The organism is Nocardioides sp. F233, assembly GCF_057813895.1.
Genome location: NZ_JBVASH010000007.1, coordinates 49,163 through 74,736 on the forward strand (window position 1 = coordinate 49,163; position 25,574 = coordinate 74,736).

The 25,574-nt window shown below is 72.9% G+C and carries 22 protein-coding genes; 18 read left to right on the plus strand and 4 right to left on the minus strand.

The features are described from left to right. The first annotated feature begins 104 nt into the window (after window positions 1-104). The 5 genes from ACZYRU_RS22955 to ACZYRU_RS22975 are packed head-to-tail and all read left to right on the plus strand — an operon-like array spanning window position 105 to window position 5,643. Window positions 105-953, plus strand: a complete 849-nt coding sequence (locus ACZYRU_RS22955) for a GNAT family N-acetyltransferase (protein ID WP_488959419.1) — start codon at window positions 105-107, stop codon at window positions 951-953. Beyond that, window positions 950-1,975: a 1-aminocyclopropane-1-carboxylate deaminase/D-cysteine desulfhydrase gene (locus ACZYRU_RS22960; RefSeq protein ID WP_488959420.1), complete on the plus strand. Its 1,026-nt coding sequence runs from the start codon at window positions 950-952 to the stop codon at window positions 1,973-1,975. The genes ACZYRU_RS22955 and ACZYRU_RS22960 overlap by 4 nt, the downstream gene beginning before the upstream one ends. A 48-nt stretch (window positions 1,976-2,023) precedes the next feature. Next, a complete protein-coding gene (locus ACZYRU_RS22965; protein ID WP_488959421.1) occupies window positions 2,024-3,433 on the plus strand; it encodes a cytochrome ubiquinol oxidase subunit I in 1,410 nt (469 codons plus the stop codon). After that, a complete protein-coding gene (locus ACZYRU_RS22970) occupies window positions 3,430-4,437 on the plus strand; it encodes a cytochrome d ubiquinol oxidase subunit II (protein ID WP_488959422.1) in 1,008 nt (335 codons plus the stop codon). The genes ACZYRU_RS22965 and ACZYRU_RS22970 overlap by 4 nt, the downstream gene beginning before the upstream one ends. Window positions 4,438-4,491: 54 nt before the next feature. Continuing rightward, window positions 4,492-5,643 (plus strand): MBL fold metallo-hydrolase, encoded by a 1,152-nt coding sequence (locus ACZYRU_RS22975; RefSeq protein WP_488959423.1) that lies wholly within the window; start codon window positions 4,492-4,494, stop codon window positions 5,641-5,643. On the opposite strand, the gene zwf is transcribed toward ACZYRU_RS22975, so the two are convergent. Continuing rightward, entirely contained in the window at window positions 5,640-7,100 is a 1,461-nt protein-coding gene (gene zwf, locus ACZYRU_RS22980) for a glucose-6-phosphate dehydrogenase (protein WP_488959424.1), read from the minus strand. The genes ACZYRU_RS22975 and zwf overlap by 4 nt on opposite strands. A 42-nt stretch (window positions 7,101-7,142) precedes the next feature. Between zwf and guaB the strand changes: the two genes are divergently transcribed. The 4 genes from guaB to ACZYRU_RS23000 are packed head-to-tail and all read left to right on the plus strand — an operon-like array spanning window position 7,143 to window position 11,016. Continuing rightward, the gene (gene guaB, locus ACZYRU_RS22985; RefSeq protein ID WP_488959425.1) at window positions 7,143-8,669 is read left to right on the plus strand and encodes an IMP dehydrogenase; all 1,527 of its coding nucleotides are present in this window, start codon (window positions 7,143-7,145) and stop codon (window positions 8,667-8,669) included. Then, complete coding sequence (locus ACZYRU_RS22990; RefSeq protein ID WP_488959426.1) at window positions 8,666-9,154, plus strand: GNAT family N-acetyltransferase; 489 nt, start codon at window positions 8,666-8,668, stop codon at window positions 9,152-9,154. The genes guaB and ACZYRU_RS22990 overlap by 4 nt, the downstream gene beginning before the upstream one ends. Window positions 9,155-9,199: 45 nt before the next feature. Beyond that, entirely contained in the window at window positions 9,200-10,306 is a 1,107-nt protein-coding gene (locus ACZYRU_RS22995) for a GuaB3 family IMP dehydrogenase-related protein (RefSeq protein ID WP_488959427.1), read from the plus strand. Beyond that, on the plus strand, window positions 10,306-11,016 hold the full coding sequence (locus ACZYRU_RS23000; RefSeq protein WP_488959428.1) for a carbon-nitrogen hydrolase family protein: 711 nt from the start codon (window positions 10,306-10,308) through the stop codon (window positions 11,014-11,016). The genes ACZYRU_RS22995 and ACZYRU_RS23000 overlap by 1 nt, the downstream gene beginning before the upstream one ends. Window positions 11,017-11,031: 15 nt before the next feature. On the opposite strand, the gene ACZYRU_RS23005 is transcribed toward ACZYRU_RS23000, so the two are convergent. Next, the gene (locus ACZYRU_RS23005; RefSeq protein WP_488959429.1) at window positions 11,032-11,622 is read right to left on the minus strand and encodes a TetR-like C-terminal domain-containing protein; all 591 of its coding nucleotides are present in this window, start codon (window positions 11,620-11,622) and stop codon (window positions 11,032-11,034) included. Between the two features lie 100 nt (window positions 11,623-11,722). On the opposite strand from ACZYRU_RS23005, the gene ACZYRU_RS23010 reads away from it, so the two are divergent. The 7 genes from ACZYRU_RS23010 (at window position 11,723) to ACZYRU_RS23040 (ending at window position 18,406) form a co-directional block, all read left to right on the plus strand. After that, on the plus strand, window positions 11,723-12,877 hold the full coding sequence (locus ACZYRU_RS23010; RefSeq protein ID WP_488959430.1) for a phosphotransferase family protein: 1,155 nt from the start codon (window positions 11,723-11,725) through the stop codon (window positions 12,875-12,877). After that, a complete protein-coding gene (locus ACZYRU_RS23015) occupies window positions 12,874-14,049 on the plus strand; it encodes an Rv3169 family protein (protein ID WP_488959431.1) in 1,176 nt (391 codons plus the stop codon). The genes ACZYRU_RS23010 and ACZYRU_RS23015 overlap by 4 nt, the downstream gene beginning before the upstream one ends. A gap of 71 nt (window positions 14,050-14,120) precedes the next feature. Continuing rightward, window positions 14,121-15,569, plus strand: coding sequence for an aldehyde dehydrogenase (locus ACZYRU_RS23020; protein WP_488959432.1), 1,449 nt, complete (start codon window positions 14,121-14,123; stop codon window positions 15,567-15,569). 192 nt (window positions 15,570-15,761) lie between these two features. Continuing rightward, entirely contained in the window at window positions 15,762-16,010 is a 249-nt protein-coding gene (locus ACZYRU_RS23025) for a hypothetical protein (protein ID WP_488959433.1), read from the plus strand. Further along, window positions 16,003-16,998 carry an aminoglycoside phosphotransferase gene (locus ACZYRU_RS23030; RefSeq protein ID WP_488959434.1) on the plus strand — a complete coding sequence of 332 codons (996 nt, stop codon included), beginning with the start codon at window positions 16,003-16,005 and terminating at the stop codon, window positions 16,996-16,998. The genes ACZYRU_RS23025 and ACZYRU_RS23030 overlap by 8 nt, the downstream gene beginning before the upstream one ends. Continuing rightward, window positions 16,995-17,753 (plus strand): methyltransferase domain-containing protein, encoded by a 759-nt coding sequence (locus ACZYRU_RS23035; protein ID WP_488959435.1) that lies wholly within the window; start codon window positions 16,995-16,997, stop codon window positions 17,751-17,753. The genes ACZYRU_RS23030 and ACZYRU_RS23035 overlap by 4 nt, the downstream gene beginning before the upstream one ends. A gap of 80 nt (window positions 17,754-17,833) precedes the next feature. Continuing rightward, entirely contained in the window at window positions 17,834-18,406 is a 573-nt protein-coding gene (locus ACZYRU_RS23040) for a hypothetical protein (RefSeq protein WP_488959436.1), read from the plus strand. Here the strand turns inward: ACZYRU_RS23040 and ACZYRU_RS23045 are convergent. Together ACZYRU_RS23045 and ACZYRU_RS23050 are read right to left on the minus strand one after the other, a co-directional pair. Then, window positions 18,396-21,410, minus strand: a complete 3,015-nt coding sequence (locus tag ACZYRU_RS23045) for an ATP-binding protein (protein WP_488959437.1) — start codon at window positions 21,408-21,410, stop codon at window positions 18,396-18,398. The two genes, ACZYRU_RS23040 and ACZYRU_RS23045, sit on opposite strands and share 11 nt — an antisense overlap. Before the next feature lie 32 nt (window positions 21,411-21,442). Beyond that, window positions 21,443-21,829 carry a cupin domain-containing protein gene (locus ACZYRU_RS23050; protein WP_488959438.1) on the minus strand — a complete coding sequence of 129 codons (387 nt, stop codon included), beginning with the start codon at window positions 21,827-21,829 and terminating at the stop codon, window positions 21,443-21,445. 180 nt (window positions 21,830-22,009) lie between these two features. On the opposite strand from ACZYRU_RS23050, the gene ACZYRU_RS23055 reads away from it, so the two are divergent. Next, window positions 22,010-23,641 carry a succinic semialdehyde dehydrogenase gene (locus ACZYRU_RS23055; RefSeq protein ID WP_488959439.1) on the plus strand — a complete coding sequence of 544 codons (1,632 nt, stop codon included), beginning with the start codon at window positions 22,010-22,012 and terminating at the stop codon, window positions 23,639-23,641. After that, window positions 23,638-25,353, plus strand: coding sequence for a GMC oxidoreductase (locus ACZYRU_RS23060; RefSeq protein WP_488959440.1), 1,716 nt, complete (start codon window positions 23,638-23,640; stop codon window positions 25,351-25,353). Before ACZYRU_RS23055 ends, ACZYRU_RS23060 begins: the two co-directional genes overlap by 4 nt. Window positions 25,354-25,574: the final 221 nt, after the last annotated feature.

The following is a 25,574-nucleotide window of genomic DNA, read 5'->3' on the forward strand; positions in this document are numbered from 1 at the left end:
GCAGGCCAGTTCGTGCCGGGTCGGTGGTCGGGGGTGCTCGCCCGAAACATTCGTGATCGCCCCGGGACATGGATGTCTGGCATGGTGAGGACATGTTGTGGCGCGTGCGAGCCGGACTGCCCGACCGGCCCGGAGCCCTGGCGGAGCTGGCGGCTGCCTGCGGTCGGGCCGGGGTGAACATCCAGACCGTCCAGGTCTTTCCCGAGGGGACCTCGGTCACCGACGAGCTGGTGCTGCAGGTGCCGCAGGACTGGACGCCGGCACAGCTCCACGAGCTGGTGACCGCGGCCGGCGGTGAGGCGGTGAGCGCCGTACCCGTGACGACCGCGGCGCTCGAGGACCAGCCGACCCGCTACGTGCAGGCGGTGCGCGCGATCCTCTCGCAGCCGGCGACCTTCCCCGAGGTGGCGGCGCACCTCTTCGACGCCGACGTCGCGCCCAGCAACGGGTCGGAGGACGTCCTGGAGATGACGATCGGCGCCTCCACGACGATCCAGGTACGCCGCGACACCCCCTTCACCTCCATCGAGCGGGCCCGCGCCGCGGCGCTGGCCGAGCTGGTGGGGGAAGTGCTCGCCGCGCAGGTCCCGCCGGCGCCGCACCAGCCGGCGGCGGGGGATCCCGACTTCGTCACGAACGGCGCCGTCGTGTCGGCGCTGGCGGGAGGCAAGGTCACCGGCCGTGCCGAGTTCACGCCGACCGAGGGCGACGAGCCGTGGCCGGTGGACCTCTGGGTCGACCCGGCCTGGCACCGCCGCGGCGTCGGCACCCGGCTGCTCGCCGACATCGCCCGGGCCGCGCGCTCGGCGGGCGCGGAGGAGATCGTGCTGACCGCGCCGTCGGACACCAAGGCGGTGCTCCCGATGGTGCTCGCCGCCGGCATGCGCGGCCGGATCCGGATGGCGGGGGAGTCGCTCACCGTGCGGATCGCGCTGGCCGACCTGCGCCGTTGAGGCCGCCCTTCCTGCACGAGCGCTGTCCCGAGCTGACCGAGACCCTCCCGTTCCGGCGCCTCGGCACCGCACCGACACCCGTACGGCGGCTCGAGCACCTCGCGCCCGCCGGCACCGAGCTGTGGCTCAAGGACGAGGGCGCCTACGGCGACGGCGGGTGGGGCGGCAACAAGGTCCGCAAGCTCGAGTGGCTGCTGCCCGACGTCCGCCGACGCGGTCGGGACTCGATCCTCAGTGTGGGCGGACTCGGCACCAACTGGGGCCTGGCCACCGCCCTCTACGGGCGCGAGCAGGGCCTGCGTACGGCGCTCGCGCTGATCGACCAGCCGGTCGACGATCACGTCCGGGACCAGCTGGTGCGGCTGCGTGCCTCGGGCGCCACGCTCCACCTCACGCACTCGAAGGCGCGCACGATCGCCTGCTTCCCGTGGCTGCTCGCGCGCCACAGCCGCGGTGGGCGGCCGCCGTACGTCCTGCCCGCCGGCGGGTCCTCGCCGTTGGGCGTGCTCGGGTACGTCGAGGCGGCCCTCGAGATCGCCGACCAGGTACGCCGTGGCGACCTCCCCGAGCCGGCTCACGTCGTGTGCGCGGTCGGCAGCGGAGGCACGGTCGCGGGTCTCGCGCTCGGCCTGCGCCTGGCCGGCCTGCGCGCCCGGGTGGTCGGCGTCGTCGTCAACGACACCCTCCGGCTCGACCCCGCGACCCTCGCCCGCATGTCCGGCCGGGCGGCCGCCGTGCTCCGCGAGCGCGGGGCCCGGCTCGAGGTCGCTCCGATCGCGGCGGCAGACATCGACGCGTCCGTGGAGTGGCTCGGGACCGGCTACGGCCACCCGCTCGCGGCGGCCGAGCAGACCCGCCGGCGGGCACATGACACCGAGGGGATCGACCTCGACCCGGTCTACACGGGCAAGGCGATGGCCGGGACGATCGACCTGCTCGGCAGCGGCAGGCTGGGCCGAGGCCCGGTGCTCTTCGTGCACACGGACGGTCCCCGCGATGCCCCCGGCCTGTGGCGCACGTGACACCTCCGCAGGCTTTGTGAACGCATTCACAAGCAGTACGGTCGAGGAGTGCTGACCCCCCACGTCGTCACCGCCCTCACCCGCCTCGCCGCCGAGGCGGAGCCGCCCGGCCTGCTTCCCGCCCGCGAGCAGATGGCCCTCTCGCTGGGCTGGCACATCGTGCTCGCGTGCTTCGGCGTCGCGTTCCCCGCGATGATCTTCGTGATGCACCTGCGGGGCATCCGTCGCAACGACCCGGTGGCGCTCGGTCTCGCCAAGCGCTGGGCCAAGGTGTCCGCGGTCCTCTTCGCGATCGGCGCCGTCTCCGGCACCGTGCTCAGCTTCGAGATGGGCCTGCTGTGGCCCGGCCTGATGGGGGCGTACGGCGACGTGCTCGGCCTGCCGTTCGCGTTCGAGGGCCTGGCGTTCTTCCTCGAGGCGATCTTCCTCGGCATCTACCTCTACGGCTGGGGCCGGATACCCGCCAAGCGGCACGTGATGATGGTCCTGCCGATGGCGATCACCGGCATCATCGGCGCCTACTGCGTGCTCGCCGTCAACGCCTGGATGAACGTGCCCACCGGCTTCCGGATCGTCGACGGCCAGGTCACCGACGTCGAGCCGTGGAAGGTGCTGTTCAACCAGCACGCCTTCCTCCAGTTCGCCCACATGTGGGTCGGCGCCTACATGCTGACCGGCTTCTCGGTCGCGGGCGTGTACGCCGTCGGCATGCTCCGCGGCCGCCGTGACGCCCACCACCGGCTCGGCTTCCTGGTCCCGTTCGTGTTCGCGTCGATCGCCGCCGTGACCCAGCCGTTCGTCGGGCACGTGCTCGGCTTCGGCCTCGACGAGCGGCAGCCCGCCAAGCTGGCGGCGTTCGAGCTTGCCGAGACCACGGAGAGCCCGTCGCCGCTGCGGCTCGGCGGGATCCTGGTCGACGGCGAGGTCAAGGGCTCGATCGACATCCCCTACCTCGGCTCGCTGATCGCGATGAACTCGCCCGACAAGCCGGTCCCGGGGCTCGACACGATCCCCGAGGAGGACCACCCGCCGGTCAACATGACCCACCTGGCCTTCCAGACCATGGTCGGCATCGGCACCCTGCTCGCGGCGGCCGTCGTCCTGTTCTGGTTCCAGCGCCGACGAGGGCGCGACCTGCTCGAGAAGCGCTGGTTCCTGCGCTTCGCCGCCGCGGCCGGGCCCCTCGCGGTGATCGCGCTCGAGGCCGGCTGGATCGCGACCGAGGTCGGCCGCCAGCCCTGGATCGTGTACGACGTCCTGCGCACCACCGACGCCGTCGGCGACTACACCGCCAGTCTGTGGTGGCTGCTCGGCATCAGCACCGTCGTCTACACCGCGATGACGATCGGCGCGGTCGTCGTCCTGCGCTCGATGGCCCGCCGCTGGCGTGCGGGCGACGCCGACCTGCCCAGCCCGTACGCCCCCGAGGTCGCCGCCACTCCGGAGGTCGACGCATGAGCCTCGAGCTGGCCGTCGCGGCCGCCCTCTTCGTCGGCGTCATCGCGTACGCCGTGCTCGGCGGCGCCGACTTCGGCTCCGGCTTCTTCGACCTCACCGCCGGCAGCAGCAAGCGGGGTGCCGAGCTGCGCACCCTCGTCGACCACAGCATCGGCCCGGTCTGGGAGGCCAACCACGTCTGGCTGATCTACGTCCTGGTGATCTGGTGGACCGGCTTCCCCGAGTCCTTCGCCGCCGCGATGTCGACCCTGGTGCTGCCGCTGCTGCTGGCACTGCTCGGCATCGTGCTGCGCGGTGCCAGCTTCGCGTTCCGCAAGTACGCCGCCACGCTGGCCCAGGCCCGCCTGTTCGGCATCGTGTTCGCGACCTCGTCGATCATCACGCCGTTCTTCCTCGGCACCGTCGCCGGCGGCATCGCCTCGGGCCGGGTGCCGCTCGACGGCTCCGGCGACCGCTGGTCCTCGTGGCTCAACCCGACCTCGCTGTTCGGTGGCGCGATCGCCGTCGGCACCTGCGCCTTCCTCGCCGGCGCCTTCCTCGTCGCCGACGCGCGGCGCAGTGGTCACGACCGGCTGGCCGACGAGCTGCGCATCCGTGCCCTCGGCGTCGGCGCGGTGACCGGCGCGATCGTGTTCGCCGCGCTCGTCCCGATCGACCACGACGCCCCGACGCTGGCCGCCGGGCTCGAGGGCCGGGCCGCCCCGCTCGTCGTCCTCGCCGGCCTGGCCGGGCTGGCGACGATGGTGCTGCTCTGGACCCGCAGGTACGCCGTCGCGCGGATCACCGCCGTCCTCGCCGTGGCCGCCGTCGTGTCCGGGTGGGGCGTGGGCCAGTACCCCTGGCTGCTCGTCGACGAGGTCACCATCCACGACGCGGCCGGTGCCACCGCCACGCTGCAGGGACTGCTCGTCGCAGTGGGGCTGGCGGTCGTGGTCGTCGTACCGCCACTGGCCTACCTCTTCAAGCTCACCCAGTCGGAGGAGTGGTCGCGCCCGGACCACTGATGGCCACGAACTGACCATCGACAGGTCGTTCGGACCAAAATTAACGTGGCTGGCATGTCCCAGACCACCGAGGAATCGAACGACCGGACGACGACCGCGGCAGTGGGTGTGCGCCGCAGGAGCCTGCTGCTCGGAGGAGCGGCGGGCTCCGTCGGCATCGGGGCGGCGGCGCTCGCGCCCAGTGCCTCCGCGAAGGGGCGGCCGATCACGCACACGAGGCCGTTCGGCCCGGCCGAGCTCGTCATCCTCGGCACCTCTGCCGGACCGCCGCCGGAGCCGGACCGGGCCGGGATCTCCAGCGCGCTGCACATCGAGGGCCGCAACTACCTGATCGACTGCGGCCGGAGCTCGGTCACGAACTACTACAACGTCGGGCTGCGGTACGCCGACCTCGGCTCGGTGTTCATCACCCACCTGCACGCCGACCACGTCGCCGACTACTACAACGTGTTCCTGCTGGCGGGCTGGGGCGTGACCGACGACAACGACGCGCTGACGCAGCGGGTGGACGTGTACGGCCCCGGGCCGGCGGGGGCGCTGCGGCCGCCGTTCAGGGGCGGCGACGTACCGACGGTCTCGCCGGACGACCCGACCCCCGGTCTCGCCGACATGACCGAGCGCCTGATCGCCGCGTACGCCTACAGCTCGAACCTCTTCATCCGCGACTCGGGCAGCCCCGACCCGCGCGACCTGATCGACGTCCACGAGCTGCAGATCCCGAGCGACGTCCCCGCCGACCCGCTGGGCGAGACCGCGCCGCCGATGGACCCGTTCCTGGTGACGGAGGACGACCGGGTGCGCGTCACCGCCGTCCTGGTGCCGCACGGCCCCGTGTTCCCCAGCTACGCCTACCGCTTCGACACCGACCACGGGTCCGTCGTGTTCTCGGGCGACACCTCGGTGTCCGCGAACGTCGTGCGGCTCGCGTGGGGCGCGGACATCCTCGTGCACGAGGCGATCGACCTCGAGGCGCTCGGCGACCTGCCGCCCGCCGCGCTCGACCACCTGAAGCAGTCGCACACCTCCGTGGCCGACGTCGGCGCGGTCGCCGAGCAGGCCGGCGTGGGCACGCTCGTCCTCAGCCACCTGGTCCCCGCGGCCCACGCGCTCGTCAGCGACGCACGGTGGCGCAAGCGCGCGCAGCAGGGCTTCAGCGGCCGGGTCGTGGTGGGCGAGGACCTGATGCGGATCCCGCTGCCGCGCTAGTGCCGGGTCAGCTCCGGGTCGGCGGGGTGGTTGCCGAGGCGCCACCCGCCGAGCGGCAGGTCGAGCGCTGACGCCGGACCCCACGTGCCCGCGGCGTACGGCTCCACGGGCGGACGACGGTCGAGCACCGGCTGGAAGATCTCCCAGATCCGGTCGACCTCCTCGGAGCTGATGAACAGCGTGCGGTCGCCGCGCATCACGTCGAGCAGCAGCCGCTCGTAGGCCTCGAGCGGATCGGCGCCGGGTACGTCGTCGACGAGGTCGAGGCGGAACACGCCCTCCACGACCGCCATGTCCGGACCGGGCCGCTTGGCCCGCACGTCGATGGCGATCCGCGGCTGGTCCGCCAGCTCGATCACCAGCTCGTTGGGCTCGGGGATCCCGCCGCCCTCGGGCTTGAGCCACCGGTGCCGCGGGTCGCGGAACCGGACCGTGATCGTGCGGCGCCCGTCGGCCAGGGCCTTGCCGGTGCGCAGGTAGAACGGGACGTCGCGCCACCGGTCGTTGTCGATCCAGACCTCCGCGGCCACGAAGGTCTCCACCTGCGAGTCGGGAGCCACGTCGGGCTCCGCGCGGTAGCCGTCGTACTGGCCGAAGATCACCCGCTCCGGGTCGATCGGGCGCACGGCCGAGAAGGTGGCCGCCTTCGCGGCCCGGATGGCCGAGGCGCGGAACGCGTGCGGGTCCTCCAGTGCCACGAAGCCGAGCAGCTGGGCGAGGTGGGTGGTCACCATGTCGCGCAGGCAGCCGGTGCCCTCGTAGAAGCTGCCGCGGCCCTCGACCGTGAGCTTCTCCGGTACGTCGATCTGCACCGACTCGATCGAGTGCCGGTTCCACGCCGGCTCGAACAGGCCGTTGGCGAAGCGCAGCGCGAGGATGTTCTGGACCGCCTCCTTGCCGAGGAAGTGGTCGATCCGGAACACCTGGTCCTCGGCGAACGCCGAGCAGAGCACGTCGTGGAGCTCGCGGGCGGTGGCGAGGTCGGTGCCGAACGGCTTCTCGGCCACCAGTCGCGAGCGGTCCACGAGGTCCTCGCGGTCGAGCATGCCGACCATGCCCTTGACCGCGCCGGGCGGGACCGAGAGGTAGAGCAGGCGGCGTACGTCGCCCAGCAGGCACCCGCACCGGGCGAGGATCCGGTCCTCGGCATCGGCGACCGCCCGAGCGAGCGCCGTACCGTCGTCGGCCGAGGACGCGACGAACCTGGTCCGCTCGAGCAGCGGACCGGCCACGGACTCGTCGACGTCGCCGACGAACTCGGCCAGGGCGTCGCGTACGTGGCGGCGGAAGTCGTCGTCGCTGCCGGGGGAGTGGCGACCGCTGCCGATCACCTCGACGTGGTCGGGCAGGCGGCCCGCGACGGCCAGCCGGTAGAGGCCCGGGAAGAGCTTGCGGGCGGCCAGGTCGCCGGTCGCGCCGAAGAGGACGAGGACGTGCGGGGAGAGGTCGGAAACCACGGTCCCAGCCTCCCGGATCCGTCAAGGGGCGAGCGCTGCGTGATGCGGCTCACGCCCTACACTGGTCCAGTGGAGGTCCCCGACAAGTTCGCTGCACTCGGTCTCACCTACGACGACGTCTTGCTGCTGCCCGGTCATTCCGACCTGGTGCCGGACGAGATCGACACCACCTCGCGGTTGACCCGCGAGATCTCGCTGAGGTCGCCGCTGATCAGCGCGGCGATGGACACCGTGACCGAGTCGCGGATGGCGATCGCGATGGCCCGCCAGGGCGGCATCGGCATCCTCCACCGCAACCTCTCCGCCGAGGAGCAGGCCTACCAGGTCGACCTCGTCAAGCGGACCCAGACCGGGATCATCTCCAACCCGGTCACCATCGGCCCCGACGCGACGCTCGAGGAGCTCGACCGGATCTGCGGCGAGTACCGCGTCTCCGGCCTCCCCGTCGTCGACGCCGACTACCGGCTGCTCGGCATCTGCACCAACCGCGACCTGCGGTTCACCCCCGTCGCGGAGTGGGCCACCACGAAGGTCGACGAGGTGATGACCCCGATGCCGCTGGTCACCGGCGCCGTCGGCATCAACCGTGACGACGCCACCGCGCTGCTGCGCAAGCACAAGCGCGAGCGGCTCCCGCTCGTCGACGCCGACGGTCGCCTCGGCGGCCTGATCACCGTCAAGGACTTCGTGAAGTCCGAGCAGTTCCCGCTCGCGTCCAAGGACGGCGACGGCCGGCTCATGGTCGGTGCCGCGATCGGCTACTTCGGCGACGCCTGGGAGCGGGCCACCGGCCTGATCGAGGCCGGTGTCGACGTCCTCGTCGCCGACACCGCCCACGGCCACGTCACCCTCCTGCTCGACATGGTCCGCCGGCTCAAGTCCGACCCGGCCACCAAGCACGTCCAGGTGATCGGCGGCAACGTCGCCACCCGCGAGGGCGCCCAGGCGTTCGTCGACGCCGGCGCCGACGCGGTCAAGGTCGGCTTCGGCCCCGGCTCCATCTGCACCACCCGCGTGGTCACAGGGTGCGGCGTTCCGCAGGTCACCGCGGTCTACGAGGCCTCCCTCGCGGCCGGGCCGGCCGGCGTACCCGTCATCGCCGACGGCGGCCTCCAGCAGTCCGGCGACATCGCCAAGGCCATCGTGGCCGGCGCCGAGTCCGTGATGATCGGCTCGATGCTCGCCGGCTGCGAGGAGTCGCCCGGCGAGGTCGTCTTCCACCAGGGCAAGCAGTACAAGGCCTACCGCGGCATGGGTTCGCTGGGAGCCATGTCGAGCCGCGGCAAGAAGTCCTACTCCAAGGACCGCTACTTCCAGGCCGAGGTCACCAGCGACGACAAGATCGTCCCCGAGGGCATCGAGGGCCGGGTCGCCTACAAGGGCCCGCTCGCCGGCGTCGCGCACCAGCTCCTCGGTGGCCTGTCGCAGTCGATGTTCTACGTCGGCGCGCAGACCGTCCCCGAGCTGCAGGCCAAGGGCCGGTTCATCCGGATCACCTCGGCCTCGCTCAAGGAGAGCCACCCGCACGACATCGAGATGACCGTCGAGGCGCCCAACTACCACCGGTGACCCCGACGATCCGCCCTTACTGCGACGCCGACTGGCCGGCGGTGGCGGCGATCATCGCCGAGGTGCTGACCGCGGGGGAGACCTACGCGATGCCGGTGCTCGACGACGTCGAGGCCCGGGACTTCTGGCTCGGCCAGCCGGGCGCGGTCGCGGTCGCCGAGGTCGACGGCGTCGTGGTCGGGACCGCGAAGATGGGCCCGAACCGGCCGGCCCAGGGCAGCCACATCGGCACCGCGTCCTTCATGGTGTCCACCACCGCGCGGGGTGCGGGCGTGGGCCGGGCGCTCGGCGAGCACGTCGTGGCCTGGCACCGCGAGCGGGGTTTCGCCGGCATCCAGTTCAACGCGGTGGTCGCCACCAACACGGCGGCCGTCGCGCTGTGGCGCAGCCTCGGCTTCGAGGTGATCGGCACCGTCCCGGGGGCATTCCGGCGCCCCGACGGCAGCGTCGCCGGGCTGCACGTCATGTTCCTCGCCCTGGCCTGACCCGCGGAGTGCGGGCCCGACGGCACGCCCCGATATCCTCCTCGGGTGAGCGACATCGAGATCGGCCGCGCCAAGCGGGCCCGGACGGCGTACTCCTTCGACGACATCGCGATCGTGCCGTCCCGGCGCACGCGTGACCCCGAGGAGGTCAGCGTCGACTGGCAGATCGACGCGTACCGGTTCTCCCTGCCGATCCTCGCCGCGCCGATGGACTCGGTGATGTCGCCGAAGACCGCCATCGACTTCGGCCGCTTCGGTGGCCTCGGGGTGCTCAACCTCGAGGGCCTCTGGACGCGGTACGACGACCCGCAGCCGCTCCTCGACGAGGTCGCCGGGCTGCAGGGCGTCGAGGCCACCCGGCGCCTGCAGGAGATCTACACCGAGCCGATCAAGGCCGAGCTGATCACCGAGCGGCTGCGCGAGGTGCGCGAGGCCGGCGTGACGGTGGCGGGCTCGCTGTCGCCGCAGCGCACCAAGGAGTTCGCCAAGACGGTGACCGACGCGGGCGTCGACGTGTTCGTCATCCGCGGCACCACCGTCTCGGCCGAGCACGTCTCCAGCCAGGCCGAGCCGCTGAACCTCAAGGAGTTCATCTACGAGCTCGACGTCCCGGTCATCGTCGGCGGCTGCGCGACCCACCAGGCCGCGCTCCACCTGATGCGCACCGGCGCGGCCGGCGTCCTCGTCGGCTTCGGCGGCGGCGCCGCCCACACCACCCGCACCGTCCTCGGCATCTCCGTCCCGATGGCCTCGGCGGTCGCCGACGTCGCCGCCGCGCGGCGCGACTACCTCGACGAGTCGGGCGGCCGCTACGTCCACGTCATCGCCGACGGCTCCATCGGCACCTCGGGCGACCTCGCCAAGGCGATCGCCTGCGGCGCCGACGCCGTCATGGTCGGCTCGCCGTTCGCGCGCGCCACCGACGCCCCCGGCCGCGGCTTCCACTGGGGCGCCGAGGCGCACCACGCGGACCTGCCGCGCGGCCAGCGGGTCCAGTTCGACCAGGTCGGCACCATCGAGGAGATCCTGTTCGGGCCCTCCCGTGTCGCCGACGGCACCATGAACCTGGTCGGCGCCCTCAAGCGCTCGATGGCCACCACCGGCTACACGGAGCTCAAGGAGTTCCAGCGCGTCGAGGTCGTCGCGCACTGATGATCGTCGCCGCCGCCCAGGCCGAGGCCCGCGCCGGCGACCTCGCCCACAACGTCGCCACCGCCGCCCGCCTCGTCCGCGAGGCGGGCGGGCGAGGTGCCCGGGTGGTGGTGTTCCCCGAGGCCTTCCTGACCGGGTACGACGCCAGCGCGTTCTGCGGCGCCGTGCCGACCCCGATCGACCTGGCCGGGCCGCTGCTCGACCCGCTGCGCGCGGCCGCGGCCGCAGCGGGCGCCACCGTGGTCGCCTCGACCGCGCTGCGTCGCGACCACGGCCGGACCCTCGCGTCGGTGGTCGTCGAGCCCGACGGCACCACCACGGCGCCGTACGACAAGCAGCACCTCGACGGCGACGAGACCACCTGGTTCGTCCCCGGCGAGCACCCCGCGACGATCACCGTCGACGGCGTCGTGCTCGCGCTGTCGATCTGCAAGGACGGCAGCGTCCCGGAGCACGCCGCGACCGCCGCGGCGGCCGGGGCCAGCGTCTACCTCGCCTCGGTCGCGTACTTCCCGGGTGGCGCGCGACGCCTCGACGTCACCTACGCCGCTCGTGCGCTCGACCACGGGCTGCACGTCGTGGTCGCCGGCCTCACCGGGCGCTGCGGGCCGTCCACCTTCATCGGCGGCTCCGCCGTCTACGGTCCCGATGCCGAGGCGCTCGCCCGGCTCGGCGACGAGGAGGGCCTGGCCCTCGCGGAGATCTCCTAGCGTCCTGACAGGACGCTAGGGCCGCAGGCTGCGGGCCAGGCTCGCGGTGAGCCGGTCGACCCAGGCGTCGTCGAGCTGGCCGGGGGTCAGCAGCACCCCGGCGATGATCGTCCCGACGATCGTCTGGATCAGGTCGTCGGCCCGGGCGTCGGGATGCGCCTCGCCGGCCGCCACGGCCAGTGCGAGCCGCTCGTCGATCGCCCGGAACGACCCGGAGAAGCGCTCCAGCATGGCCGCGTGCAGGTCGGGCCAGGTGGTGATCTCGGCCAGCAGGGCGGGCAGGGCGGCCGCGCCGACGGGGGAGCAGAGGGCGTCGCGGGCGCCGCGGACGATGCCGTCGAGATCGTCCTCCAGCGACCCGCCGAGGTGCATGTCGAGGGCGAGCTCACTGGGGAACGCGGCCTCGTGGACGAGGTGGGGCAGCGCGGTCCAGCGGCGGTAGAGCGCCGCCTTCGTCGTACCGGCTCGGGCGGCGACGGCTGCGCCGGTGACGGCGGCGTACCCGCCCTCGGCGAGCAGGGCGCGGACCGCGTCGAGCGCGGCCTGCTCGATCCGCGGGTCCCGCGGCCGGCCGGTCGCACGGGATGTCGTGCGAGGCGCAGCCATTTTCATCCCCATGACCTCTTCCCCTCTTTCGATACCGAGGGTACCGTAACGCTCGTCGTGACGTAGAACACGTTCTAGTAACGTGGAAGCAGGAGGACCCGTGAGCGAGTCGTTGCCCGCAGAGATGGCTGAGATGACCCTGCAGCGGTCGAGCCGCGACCAGGGCGCGGTCCACGACCGCCTCGAGGAGTGGCTCGCCACTGTGCTGCCCGCCGGCGCCGACCCCGTCGTCACCCTCCACGCGGGGGTCGACAGCAACGGCATGTCGAGCGAGACGGTCGTCCTCGACCTCGCGCACACCGTCGACGGGGAGCGGGTCACCGAGCAGCTCATCGCCCGGGTCGCCCCGGCGCCGGAGGACCTGCCGGTGTTCCAGGAGTACCGCCTCGGCGACCAGTACGACGCCATGCGGCTGGCCTCGGAGCTGACCGAGGTGCCGGTGCCCGCGGTGCGGTGGATGGAGCCGACCGGCGACGTGCTCGGCACGCCGTTCTTCCTCATGGACCGGATCGCCGGCGTCGTCCCGCCGGACGTGCTGCCCTACACGTTCGGCGACAACTGGCTCTTCGACGCCTCGCCCGAGGAGCAGGCCCGGCTGCAGCGCACCAGCATCGAGGTGCTGGCCCGGCTGCACGCCATCCCCGACGCCGCGACGACCTTCGCGTTCCTCGACCCCGCGAACGCCGGGTACGACGGCGCGACCCCGCTCGCCCGCAACATCGCCAAGACCCGGTCCTGGTACGAGTACGCCGTCAACGCCCCCGAGGGCAGCCCGCGCTCTCCGCTGGTCGAGCGCGGCCTCGCGTGGCTCGAGGCCAACCTTCCCGACGAGAGCGCCGACCCGGTGCTGGTCTGGGGAGACGCCCGCATCGGCAACGCGATGTACGACGACTTCCGTCCCGTCGCCGTCCTCGACTGGGAGATGGCGACCCTCGGCACCCGCGAGATGGACCTGGCCTGGATGGTGTTCGCGCACCGGGTCTTCCAGGAGATCGCGACCATGCTCGGCCTGCCGGGCATGCCGGAGTTCCTCGACGCGGACGCCGCGCGGACGGCGTACGCCGAGATCAGCGGGGTCGAGGTCGGCGACCTCACCTGGCACCAGCTGCACGCCGCCGTGCTGTGGGCCTGTGTCTTCATGCGCACCAGCGCCCGGCAGATCCACTTCGGGGAGATCGAGAAGCCCGAGGACCCCGAGTCCGTCTTCCACCACCGCCCGCTCTTCGAGCGGCTCCTCGAGGAGGTGGGTGCATGAGCACCCGGAACGACCACGGCCTGCACGGCGAGTACTACGGCGTCGGCCCGCTCGACGAGTTCCCGATCCACCAGCTCCCGCGTCCGGTCGCCTGGGCGGGCAGCAGCGACCGCAACTTCTACGACCGCTGCTACCTCAACGCCCACGACCGCACCGGCGACCTGTTCCTGATCACCGGGCTCGGCTTCTACCCGAACCTCGGCACCAAGGACGCCTACGTCCTGCTCCGCCGCGGCGACGAGCAGACCGGCCTGCACCTCGGCGACGCCGCCGACCCGCGCGGTGCCGACCGGATGGACCAGCAGGTCGGCAATTACCGCATCGAGGTCGTCGAGCCGCTGCGCAAGCTGCGCGTCGTGCTCGAGGAGACCGAGGGCATCGCGATGGACCTCACCTGGGAGGGCTCCTTCCCGGTCGTCCAGGAGCTGCCCCACGTGATGCGCCAGGGCAGCGGTACGACGCTCGACGCGCAGCGCTTCGCCCAGGTCGGCACCTGGGAGGGCGTCCTCAGCGTCGACGGCACCGACATCGCCGTCACGCCCGACCGCTGGGTCGGCACCCGTGACCGCTCCTGGGGCATCCGGCCGGTCGGCGAGGCGGCGCCCGCCGGCAAGCCGGCCGACCCGGCCTTCGAGGGCATGTGGTGGCTCTATCTGCCGCTGCGCTTCGAGGACTTCTGCATCGTGATGATCATCCAGGAGACCCCCGACGGCTTCCGGACCCTCAACGACTGCACCCGCACGTGGAAGGACGGACGGGTCGAGCAGCTCGGCTGGCCCCGGGTCGAGATCCGCTACGGCTCGGGCACCCGCGTGCCGACCGGAGCCACCGTCACCTGCACCACGCCCGAGGGCAAGGAGCTCGTGCTCGAGGTCGAGTCGAAGCTGCCGGTGCCGATCCACGTCGGCGGCGGGTACGGCGGTGACTCCGACTGGACCCACGGCATGTGGAAGGGCGCGGCGTTCACCGAGCGGCTGACCTACGACATGAACGACCCGGCCGTCGCCGGACGCGTCATGTTCGGCGTGATCGACCACGTCGGCCGCGCCACCGTGCACGGCGCCGGTGCCGGCGTACCCGAGGGCTCCGAGGGGTGGGGCCTGTTCGAGCACGGCGCCCTCGGCCGGCACGACCCCAGCGGCTTCGCCGACTGGTTCACCCTCGCCCCCTGACCCAACAAAGCTCGTCGAGTAGCCGCGAGGAACGAGCGGCGTATCGAGACGTACGACTGAAAGGAACCCCCATGACCCTCGACCGCGACGCCCTCTTCATCGGCGGCACCTGGGCGAAGCCCGCCACCGACGCCGTGCTGGAGGTGGTCTCCCCGCACTCGGAGGAGGTCGTCGCACGGGTCCCCGAGGGATCGACCGCCGACATCGACCTTGCGGTCGCCGCGGCCCGCCGGGCCTTCGACGAGGGCCCGTGGCCGCGGATGAGCCCGGCCGAGCGGATCGACATCGTGCAGAACCTGTCCGGTCTGTACGCCGCGAAGCTCGAGGAGATGGCGACCATCATCTCCACCGAGATGGGCTCGCCGATCTCGTTCAGCTCGCTCGCCCAGGCGCCGGCGCCGTGGATGCAGATCGAGGCCTTCCTCGGCATCGCGCGGGAGTTCCCGTGGGAGGAGCGGCGTGCGGGCGTGCTCGGCGCGGACGTCGTCGTGCGCCACGAGCCGGTCGGTGTCGTCGCCGCCATCCCGCCGTGGAACGTCCCGCAGTTCACGATCCTGTCGAAGGTCGTGCCGGCGCTGCTGGCCGGCTGCACCGTCGTCGTGAAGCCGGCACCGGAGACCCCGCTCGACGGCTACCTGCTCGCCGAGCTGCTCGTCGAGGCCGGCGTGCCCGAGGGCGTCGTCTCGATCGTGGCGGGCGGTCGCGAGGTCGGCGAGCACCTGGTGCGCCACCCCGGCGTCGACAAGGTCGCGTTCACCGGCTCCACCGCCGCCGGCCGCAAGATCGGCGCGATCTGCGGCGAGCAGCTCAAGCGGGTCTCGCTCGAGCTCGGCGGCAAGTCGGCCGCGATCATCCTCGACGACGCCGACGAGGCCGCCGCGATCGAGGGCCTGAAGTTCCTCGGCGTGATGAACTCCGGCCAGGCCTGCGTCGCTCAGACCCGCGTGCTCGTCTCGCAGGAGCGGCACGACGCCTTCGCCGCCGCCCTGGCCGCCGCCATCGGTGCCATGAAGGTCGGCGACCCGCTCGACCCCGCCACCGAGATCGGCCCGATGGTCGCGCAGCGCCAGCAGGAGCGCGTGACGTCGTACATCCGGATCGGCCAGGAGGAGGGCGCCCAGCTGCTGACCGGCGGCGAGGGCCGCCCCGAGGGCCTCGACCGCGGCTGGTACGTCCGCCCGACCGTCTTCGCCGGCGTCGACAACAAGATGCGGATCGCCCAGGAGGAGATCTTCGGGCCCGTCCTCTCGGTCATCCCGTACGTCGACGTGGCCGACGCCGTCCGGATCGCCAACGACTCGGAGTACGGCCTCGCCGGCACCGTGTGGACCGCCGACCAGGAGGCCGGCCTCGAGGTGGCCCGCGGCGTGCGCACCGGCACCTACGGCATCAACACCTACACGATGGACTTCTCGGCGCCGTTCGGCGGCTTCAAGGCCTCCGGCCTGGGCCGCGAGTTCGGTCCCGAGGGCCTGGCTCAGTACACCGAGGCGAAGTCGGTCTACCTCGCGACCCCGTGACCGGGCGAGCTTGCTCGCGCGGTCACGGATCAGGTCGGGAGGTCGAGTAGTCGCGTGAATGGCGAGCTTGCTCGCCATTCACGACCGGCGTATCGAGACATCGACCCGCCGATGTAGGCGGTTGCAAGCCTGCTGCAAGGCTGTCCGCGCAGGCTCGGTGCTGCCAGAATGAGCCGAGCCGAGGAGCCCGCGATGTCCCAGCAGCCGGTGGTCGACCGATTCCTCGAGGCCGTGCGCCTCGCCCGCATCGACGAGTGCGACGACGTGTGGGCGCACGGCGCGACCCTCGACGCGACCGTCCCGAACTGGCGGTTCCACCGCGCCGGGTCGGAGCAGATCCGCGCGACCCACCGGGGCTGGTTCGCCGACCCCGGGCGGTTCGAGGAGCTCCGCCGCTGGCCGGCGTCCCTGCTGGCCGAGATGGCGGCCGCGGATGCCTGAGCGCACCGTCCTCGACTCCGTCGCCGCCCTGCTCGACGGCGCGACCGATCGCGCGGCGCTCGACGCCCCGGGGAAGTCGGGAGCGGTCCTGGAACGGGTGCGGATCGACGGGCGGCCGTACGTCGTCAAGTATCTCGACCACGAGGCCGACTGGACGCTGCGGGCGGCGGGGGTGCCCGGGACCCCGACGGTGGCGCTGTGGCGGCGGGGGATCCTCGACGCGCTGCCGCACGAGATCGTCCAGCCGATCGTCGCGGTCGCCCACGACCGGCACCGGCCGACGCTGTCTGCCGTGCTCATGCACGACGTGGGTCCGTGGCTGGTGCCGGCCGTCGACGACCCGATCAGCGCCGAGCAGAACACCCGCTTCCTCGACCACATGGCCGCGCTGCACGCCACCTTCTGGGAGACGGGGCTCGACGTCGACGTCGTCACCCCGCGCAACCGCTACCTCGAGCTGTCCCCGCGGATGGCGGCCACCGAGTCCGCGCTCGGCTCGACGCACCTCGTGCCCAGCCTGGTGGCGGAGGGCTGGCCGCGGCTGGAGTCCGTGGCGCCGCGGGCCGCGGCGGTCGTCGTACCCCTGGTCGAGGAGCCGGACCCTCTGCTGACGGCGCTCGCGGCGACGCCGCAGACCTTCGTCCACGGCAACTGGAAGCTCGACAACCTCGGCACCGACGATGCGGGCCGCACCGTCCTTCTCGACTGGGAGACCCCGGGCCGGGGAGCGGGCACGGCCGACCTGGCGTGGTACCTCGCCATCAACTGCCGCCGGCTGCCGGTCAGCAAGGAGCAGGCGATCGACGACTACCGGGCCGCGCTCGAGCGTCGGGGCGTCGCCACCGAGCCGTGGTGGGAGCGGCAGCTCGCGCTCGCGCTGCTCGGCGCGCTCGTGCAGTTCGGCTGGGAGAAGGCGCTGGGTGGGTACGACGACGAGTTGGCGTGGTGGGAGGAGCGAGCCGTCGAGGCGGCGCCCCTGCTGCGATGAGCGACGCGATCCGGCGGGCCTACGACGTCGCCGCGCCCGCGTGGCGCGCAGGTCCGGCACGGCTCTACGCCCGGCTGGCCGCGGCCCTGGTCGACGGCCTCGACCTCGCCGGTGCCGCGGTGCTGGACGCCGGTGCCGGCACCGGCGTCGCCGGCGACGCGGCGCGTCGAGCCGGTGCGGCGCGGGTGGTCGCGGTGGACCTGGCCCCGGCGATCCTGCCGCGCCCGCCGGCCCTCGCCGTCGCTGCCGACCTGGCCCGTCTGCCCTTCGCCGACGGGTCCTTCGACGTCGCGCTGGCGGCCTTCAGCCTCGGCCACCTGACCGACCCGGTACCGGTGCTCTCAGCGTTGCGCCGGGTCGCGCCCGTGCTCGCCGCCTCCGCGTTCGCCGAGGGCTGGACGCACCCGGCCAAGGACGTCGTCGAGCAGGTGCTCGCCGCGCACGGGTACCGGCCGCCGGGCTGGTACGTCGCGTTCAAGGCCGGCCCCGAGCGCCGCTTCGGTGCCCCGGACCGGCTGGCTGAGCTGGTGTCCGCGGGCGGCTACGGGTCGGTCGCGGTCGACCGGGTCGAGGTCGCCGCCGGTCTCGCCGATCCGGCGGACCTGGTCGCCTGGCGGCTGGGGATGGCCCACCACGCGCCCTTCGTCGCCGGCCTCCCTCCCGCCGAGCGCGAGGCCGTTCAGGAGGAAGCCGCCCGGCTGCTGGACGGCGCGCCGCCGGTCGTCGTACCGATGCTCGTGGTCACGGCGAACTGAGCCGAAAGCCCCAAGATCGGGCATGGCGGCACGCGTCGTCGGTGCCACGCTGGACGGGTCGTCCCGACCCAGGAGGAGCCATGCGCACGCGTCTCGTTCTTGCCCTTGGTGCGGCGGTCGCGGCCAGCGCCGTACCCGCCGCGCATGCGGTCGCCCAGCCCATCGACAAGGGCCACTTCCACGACGTGTTCACCAGCGACGTCTACGACTGCGACGGGACGCCGGCCCAGGACGCCATCGACGTCGAGGGCAGCTTCGTGTTCAACCAGCGCGGCTCGTCGCCGTTCCCCTACTACCGCGAGAGCCTGCACGGCTCCGTCGTGACGACCAACCTCGACACCGGGGGCACGTTCACCAACGCCTTCACGGCCAGCAGCCGGGACCACACGATCGTCGACAACGGCGATGGCACCATCACGATCACCGTGTTCGCCTCGGGAGGGTCCCGCTACTACGACGCGGCGGGGACACTGGTGCTCAAGGACCCCGGGCAGACCCGTTTCGCGTTCGACATCGACTACAACGGCACGCCGGGCGACCCCGAGGACGACATCGAGGTGCCGGACTCGTTCCGCGTCGTGCGGTCGTCCACGGGGCACAGCGACTTCTCCGACCGCGACTTCTGCGCCGACCTGGTGCAGTTCACGTCGTAGCTGCTGAGCGCTCGATGTCCGCTGCCAGCTGCTCGGCGTGGGTCAGCCAGCGTTCCTCCCCGAGCGCAGCGCCGGTGCTGCCGGCCCACCACCACGCCTCGATGCCGACCGCGTGCTCGACCCGGCCGAGGTCGCGCCACGCCGCCTCCCGGTCGACCGGCTCGCCGAGCGCGTGCGCGGCCCGGTGGACCAGCAGCCGGGCGCAGGCGTCGTAGCGGGGGACCCCGGCGGCCGCAGCGGCGTCGGCGAGGGCCTGGGCCACCGCGAGGGCGGGCTCGGGTTCCTCGCGCAGCAGGTGGACCTGTGCCTGCAGCAGCTGCAGCTTCATCGCCAGCCGCCACCCGAACACGAGGTCGCCGACCAGGGTCGCGCGGGCCCGGTCGAGCAGCGCGGCAGCGGCGTCGGGATCGCCCGCGCGCAGCCGCTCCTCGGCCAGGTCCTCGAGCGCGGCGACCAGCACCTCCGGGATCACGACACCGTCGACCGCCTCCTCGGCCGCCTGCTGGTGGGCGTCGACGCCGGCCGCGACGTCGCCGAGGTTGCGCAGCACCCAGCCGGAGAAGTTCACCCCGCGCCCGGCGAAGCGGGGGACGTCGCGGCGCTCGACCTCGGTCGTGTAGCCGTCGAAGCAGGCCAGCGCCTCCCCGGCCCGGCCCGCGACGGCGAGGGTGTGCCCGGTGAACAGCAGCGCGTGCAGCGAAGCGGCCGTGTGCGCGACGCCGACCCCAGGCCGGGTCGCGGGTCGGAGCAGGGCCAGCGCGGCGTCGACCTCGCTGCGGTGCGCGTGCAGCACCCCGAGCCAGGCCGCGGCCTCGAGCCGGTCCTCGCCGGTCGCCTCGACCAGGGCGGTGTCGAGCTGCTCCCGGGCCCGGTCGAGCTCGCCGCGGGCGTGCAGGATCCGCCCGGACGCGACCAGGCAGCGGGTGCGCGACGCACCGTCGTCCGCCGCCAGCGTCCCGTCCTCGGCGTACGACGCGGCGTCGTCGAAGCGCCGGTCGAAGTACGCCGCCCACGCCGCCGTCTCCCAGCGCATCGGCCCGGAGCGGGTGGCCGCGAGCGCGTCCTCCTCGGCATCGCGGTAGCGCCGACGCCGGATCCGCACCCGGGCCCGGGCGAGCAGGGTGTCGTCGTCGGCCGCGAGCGCGAGCGACTGGTCGAGCAGGTCCTCGGCGGTCGCGTGGTCGAAGCGCTCCGCGGCTCGGCCGGCGGCCGTGCGCAGCGCGCGCGCCGCGAGCTCCCCGTCGCCGCCGAGCCGGGCGTGCTCGGCGACGGTGGCCGGGTCGGCGTCGTGGCGCCGGGCGAGCGCCCGCCCGGCCTCGCGGTGCAGGAGCGCGGTCCGGCCGGTCGTCGTACCGGAGACGAGGGCGGTGCGGACCAGGTCGTGCCGGAACCGCAGCCGGCCCGCGACCTCGACGAGCAGGCCGCTGCGAGCCGCGCGCTCGGCGTCCGTCAGCACGGCCAGGGTGCTGCGCCCGAGGATTCCGGCGAGCAGGTCGATGTCGAGGTCGCCGCCCAGGACGGCGGCGGTGCGCACCAGCTCGCCGGCGGAGCCGAGGTCGTTGCAGCGGGCGGTCACCGCGGCGACGAGGGACTCCGGCAGGTCGCCGGAGGGCACCGACGCGAGCTCGGCGAGGAAGAGCGGGTGGCCGCCCGAGCGTGCGTACAGCTCGTCGGCTCGTCGTTCACCGACCAGCGCCGCGACGTGCGTCCGGTCCAGCGGACCGAGCCCGACGTGGTCGGTGGCGGGGAGGTCGTTCCCCTCTGCCGGGCGGGCACCGAGCACGACGACGAGGGGGAGCGGACGGCGACGCAGGTAGGCCAGCCAGTCGGCCAGCGTCGGTCCGGCCAGGTGCGCGTCGTCGACGACCAGGACGAGCGGACGGTCCGCGGCGATCCGCGCGAGGGCACGGGTGAGCGCGGCGTAGAGCACGGACGGCCCGAGGGCGGGGTCGACGGAGCGGGCGGCGTCCGTGGAGCCGAGCAGGGCCTCGTGGTCGGCGTCGTCCAGGTGCTCGGCCAGGGCGGACAGGACGACGTCGAGCGGTGCCGCCCGGTCGAGGGGACCGCAGGTCCCGAGCAGCACCCGGTCGCCCGCCGTACGACGAGACGCGGCCCAGCTGGTCAGCAGGGTGGTCTTCCCGATCCCGGCCTCGCCGGACACCACGGCGATCCGGGGTGCGCGGTCGGCGGCAGCCCTGGCGACCAGCGAGTCGAGGTGCGCGAGCTGGCTGTCCCGGCCCACGAGCGCGGGCACGTGGGTCGCGGACCGGACGACCGGCAGGTCCCCGCGCAGGATCGCGGTGTGCAGCGCCGCCGTCTCCTCGTCGGGGTCGACGCCGAGCTGGTCGGCCAGGGTCTCGCGCAGCGCGGCGTGCACCGCGAGCGCCTGGGCCGGCCGGCCCGCCGCCGCGTGGGCCCGCATCGCCGTGCGTGCCGCCTGCTCGTCGAGCGGGTCCTCGACGAGGTCGGCCGTGGCCAGCTCCAGGGCGTCGCGCCACTCGCCGGCCGCCAGCAGGCTGCTCGCCGCGACCCGGCGGGCGCGCTGCACCAGCCGCACCGCCGCCGCCTGCTCGGCCGCGGCCCACGCCGCCTCGGGCCGCACCTCCGGCACCGGTCCTCGCAGCAGCGCGAGCACCGCCCGGGCCGCCGCGGTCGCCGCCCCCGGCTCCCCGGCCGCGTGGCGGCGCTCTGCCTCCCGGGTCACCGCGTCCAGCTCGACCAGGTCGCACCAGTCGGCGTGCAGGCGGTAGCCGCGGTCGGTCCGCTCGAGGCGCTCGCGACCCAGCAGGCGTCGTACCCGGCTCGCGAGGACGGCGACCTGGTCGCCAGGCCGGCGTGGCGGGTCCTCGCCCCAGAGCGCGTCGACGGCGGCGTCGACCGGGACCGCCGCCCCGCGGGCGAGCGCCAGCAGCAGGAGGAACCCGCGGGCCTTCCTGTCCAGCTGTGCGACGTCGAAGCCGTCGACCGTGAGTTCCCCGAGCACACGCACGGCGAGTGCGCTCACGCGCGCCATCCTAGGCGGCGCACGCGCCCGGCTCAGGGCTTCGCGTAGTTCGAGGCTCCCCACCAGTCGACCACCACGACCGGCTCGTCGCCGATCACCCAGGCGTCGTGGCCCTCCGGCAGCGAGGTGACGTCACCGGGGCGGGCGACCAGCTCGGTGCCGTCGGCCATCACGATCCCGAGCTCGCCGCTCACGTGGTACTGGAAGTGCGGGGCCTCGCACAGGTCGGTGCCGGCGATCGGCTTCACGTGCTCGGACCACCGCCAGCCCGGCTGCAGGACCAGGCGGCCGATCGGGGTGCCGCCGACGGTGAGGATCTCGGCGACGCCGCGCTCGAACGAGCGGGTCTCGTCGGGTGTGCCGAAGCTCTTCTGCTCGGTCCGCTGGGTGCTGGCCGGGTGCTGGTGGTCGATGCTCATCGCGGTCTCCTGGTGCTCGGGGGCGACGCCTCTCGTCGCCGTGCCGACGAGCCTGCGCCGGCCCATTTGCAGCCGGTTTGCAGCGGATCCGGCCCCCTTGACACGGGGGAGGGATGTGTAAAGCGGCACATCTGCTACCGATCAGTAGATTCGGTGACTGCGGTCACCTACCCTCGTCCCATGAGCGAAGCGATTCCCGGCTCCGGCGCGTCCTCCGACGGCCCGGTCGTTGACGGCCCGCACGACCCCGAGCACGACCCGCGGGCGTCGTACGCCCTCGAGCCGGAGTACGTCGCCCGGCTGACCGACCGGGTCCTCTCGACGACCGGCAGGTCCAGCCAGGTCTTCTCGCCGATCAACGGTGCGCCGGTCGCCAACATCCCGCAGTCGAGCACGGACGACGTCGCCGAGGCGTTCCGCCGTGCGCGGGTCGCCCAGGCCGCGTGGGCGCGGGTGTCGATCGACGAGCGGGCCCGGATCCTGCACCGGCTGCACGACATCGTGCTCGACCGGCAGGCCGAGATCATGGACCTGATCCAGCTCGAGTCCGGCAAGGCCCGCAAGCACGCCTTCGACGAGCCGCTGCACATCGCGCTCACCGCGCGCTACTACGCCCGCACCGCCCACCAGCACCTCGACACCCAGCGCCGCCCGGGCGTCGTACCCGTGCTGACGAAGGTCGAGCTCAACCGGGTGCCCAAGGGCGTCGTCGGCATCATCTCGCCGTGGAACTACCCGTTCACGATGGCGCTGTGCGACGGCCTCCCGGCCCTGCTCGCCGGCAACGCCGTGGTGACCAAGCCCGACGCCCAGACCATGCTGTCCGCCCTGCTCGGCGCCCAGCTGCTCGAGGACGCCGGGTTCCCGCGCGACCTGTGGCAGGTCGTGGCCGGACCCGGCCGTGAACTCGGTACGCCGATCATCGAGCGCTCCGACTACATCTGCTTCACCGGCTCCACCGCCACCGGCAAGATCATCGCCAAGCAGGCGGCCGAGCGGCTGATCGGCTGCTCGCTCGAGCTCGGCGGCAAGAACCCGATCCTCGTGCTCCGTGACGCCGACGTCGAGCGGGCCGCGGAGGGCGCCGTACGCGCCTGCTTCTCCAACGCCGGCCAGCTGTGCGTCTCCACCGAGCGGATGTTCGTCGCCGACGCCGTCTACGACCGGTTCGTCGAGCGCTTCGTCGCCCGCACCAAGGCGATGAGCCTCGGCGCCACGATGGACTGGGACGCCGACATGGGCACCCTGATCTCGGCCGACCAGCTCGAGACGGTCACCGCCCACGTGGAGGACGCGGTCGCGAAGGGCGCCCGGGTGCTCGCCGGCGGCAAGGCCCGGCCCGACCTGGCGCCGTACTACTTCGAGCCGACCATCCTCGAGGGCGTCACCCCCGAGATGACCTGCTTCGGCAACGAGACCTTCGGCCCGGTCGTGTCGATCTACCGGTTCCACGACGAGGCCGACGCGATCGCCCGCGCCAACGACGGCGAGTACGGCCTCAACGGCTCGGTCTACACCCGCGACACCGTCCGCGGCCGCGCGATCGCCCGCCAGATCAAGTGCGGCACGGTCAACGTCAACGAGGCCTTCGGCGCGACCTTCGCCAGCATCGACGCCCCGATGGGCGGCATGCGCGAGTCCGGCATGGGCCGGCGCCAGGGCAGCGAGGGCATCCACCGCTACACCGAGACCCAGTCGGTCGCCACGCAGCGGCTGATCCGGTTCGGTCCGATGCTCGGCATGTCCGACGAGGGCTACGCGAAGTTCATGACGACCTCGCTGCGCCTGATGGACAAGCTGGGGCGCGCATGACCGACTTCGACTACGACGTCCTGGTCATCGGGTCGGGCTTCGGTGGCTCGGTCACCGCGCTGCGGCTGACCGAGAAGGGCTACAAGGTCGGCGTCCTCGAGGCCGGTGCGCGGTTCGCCGACGCCGACTTCGCCGACAACTCGTGGGACCTGAAGAAGTACCTCTACGCCCCGTCCGCCGGCTGCTACGGCATCCAGCGCATCGACATGGTCAAGGACTGCCTGATCCTCGCCGGCGCGGGTGTCGGCGGCGGCTCGCTGGTCTACGCCAACACGCTCTACGAGCCGCTCGCGCCGTTCTACAAGGACCCGTCCTGGTCGCACATCACGGACTGGAAGGCCGAGCTGGCGCCGTACTATGACCAGGCGAAGCGGATGCTGGGTGTGGTCACCTACCCGCGGATGACGCCGTCCGACGAGGTGATGAAGAAGGTCGCCGACGAGATGGGTGTCGGCGACAGCTTCCACGCCACTCCCGTCGGCGTGTTCTTCGGCGGCCCCTCGCAGTCGGCGGGAGACTCGGTCGAGGACCCGTACTTCGGTGGTGCCGGGCCGCGACGCAACACCTGCACCGACTGCGGTGAGTGCATGACCGGCTGCCGCCACAACGCCAAGAACACGCTGGTCAAGAACTACCTCTACCTCGCCGAGCAGAACGGCGCCGAGGTGCACCCGCTCACCACGGTCACCCGGGTCCGGCCCCTGGCCGGCGGCGGCTACCGGGTCGACACACGGTGGACGAAGGCGAAGCTGTCGCGTCGTACGGCGGTGCGGACGTTCACCGCCGAGCAGGTCGTCTTCTCGGCCGCTGCGCTCGGCACCCAGAAGCTGCTGCACCGGCTCAAGGCGACCGGCGACCTGCCGAACGTCTCCGACCGGCTCGGCCACCTGACGCGCACCAACTCCGAGTCGATCCTCGGCGCGATCGCGCCGCAGGGCTCCGACGTCGACTACACCGACGGCGTCGCGATCACCTCCTCGTGGCACCCCGACGAGCACACCCACATCGAGCCCGTCCGCTACGGCAAGGGCAGCAACGCCATGTCGCTGATGCAGACCGTGCTCACCGACGGTGACGGACCCGACCCGCGCTGGAAGGTGTGGCTCAAGGAGCTGTGGAAGGAACGGAGCCGGGTCCGCGACCTCTACGACGTCAAGCACTGGTCGGAGCGGGTCGTGATCGCGCTGGTCATGCAGTCGGTCGACAACTCGATCACCACCTTCCCCAAGCGGGTCGCGGGGAAGTGGATCCTGTCGTCCAAGCAGGGCCATGGCGAGCCGAACCCGACCTGGATCCCGGCCGCCAACGACGCCGTCCGCCGGATGGCGGCGGTCATGGGCGGCGGCACCGCCGGCGGCACCATCGGCGAGCCGTTCAACCGCCCGCTGACCGCCCACTTCATCGGCGGCTGCACCATCGGTGACAGCGCCGCCACGGGTGTCGTGGACGCCTACCAGCGGATGTACGGCCACCCGGGCCTGCACGTCGTCGACGGCTCCACCATCTCGGCCAACCTCGGTGTGAACCCGTCGCTGACGATCACCGCCCAGGCCGAGCGGGCGATGGCCTACTGGCCCAACAAGGGCGAGGCGGACTCCCGGCCCGCGCTCGGAGAGGCCTACGCGTCGATCGAGCCGGTGGCGCCGCGGGCGCCCGTCGTACCGGATGACGCGCCGGCGGCCCTGCGCCTGCCCATCGTCGGGGTCAGCTGACCGCTGGGGCTGACGTGCCTGCTGGGGCGGTTCCGGAGTGATCCGGGACCGCCCCAGAACTTTTCGTCGAACTTGTTCGGAGCCGGCGTAACTCCCTCTCAGGGGTGTCGTTGAACGAAGCGAGCCCGGGAATTCACGCTCCCTCCCGAAGCCCGGGCTCGGTCCAGGCACTGTCCATCAGTTGCGTGGACAATCAGGGCCCGGCCACCCTCCCTCCCCGG

Bases quoted from the DNA above. Each gene is read 5' to 3' on its own strand.
- ACZYRU_RS22970 (WP_488959422.1), top strand. From the start codon at position 3,430: ATGAGCCTCGAGCTGGCCGTCGCGGCCGCCCTCTTCGTCGGCGTCATC.
- ACZYRU_RS22975 (WP_488959423.1), top strand. From the start codon at position 4,492: ATGTCCCAGACCACCGAGGAATCGAACGACCGGACGACGACCGCGGCA.
- guaB (WP_488959425.1), top strand. From the start codon at position 7,143: ATGCGGCTCACGCCCTACACTGGTCCAGTGGAGGTCCCCGACAAGTTC.
- ACZYRU_RS23000 (WP_488959428.1), top strand. From the start codon at position 10,306: ATGATCGTCGCCGCCGCCCAGGCCGAGGCCCGCGCCGGCGACCTCGCC.
- ACZYRU_RS23005 (WP_488959429.1), bottom strand. From the start codon at position 11,622: ATGGCTGCGCCTCGCACGACATCCCGTGCGACCGGCCGGCCGCGGGAC.
- ACZYRU_RS23015 (WP_488959431.1), top strand. From the start codon at position 12,874: ATGAGCACCCGGAACGACCACGGCCTGCACGGCGAGTACTACGGCGTC.
- ACZYRU_RS23020 (WP_488959432.1), top strand. From the start codon at position 14,121: ATGACCCTCGACCGCGACGCCCTCTTCATCGGCGGCACCTGGGCGAAG.
- ACZYRU_RS23025 (WP_488959433.1), top strand. From the start codon at position 15,762: ATGTCCCAGCAGCCGGTGGTCGACCGATTCCTCGAGGCCGTGCGCCTC.
- ACZYRU_RS23030 (WP_488959434.1), top strand. From the start codon at position 16,003: ATGCCTGAGCGCACCGTCCTCGACTCCGTCGCCGCCCTGCTCGACGGC.
- ACZYRU_RS23035 (WP_488959435.1), top strand. From the start codon at position 16,995: ATGAGCGACGCGATCCGGCGGGCCTACGACGTCGCCGCGCCCGCGTGG.
- ACZYRU_RS23040 (WP_488959436.1), top strand. From the start codon at position 17,834: ATGCGCACGCGTCTCGTTCTTGCCCTTGGTGCGGCGGTCGCGGCCAGC.
- ACZYRU_RS23050 (WP_488959438.1), bottom strand. From the start codon at position 21,829: ATGAGCATCGACCACCAGCACCCGGCCAGCACCCAGCGGACCGAGCAG.
- ACZYRU_RS23055 (WP_488959439.1), top strand. From the start codon at position 22,010: ATGAGCGAAGCGATTCCCGGCTCCGGCGCGTCCTCCGACGGCCCGGTC.
- ACZYRU_RS23060 (WP_488959440.1), top strand. From the start codon at position 23,638: ATGACCGACTTCGACTACGACGTCCTGGTCATCGGGTCGGGCTTCGGT.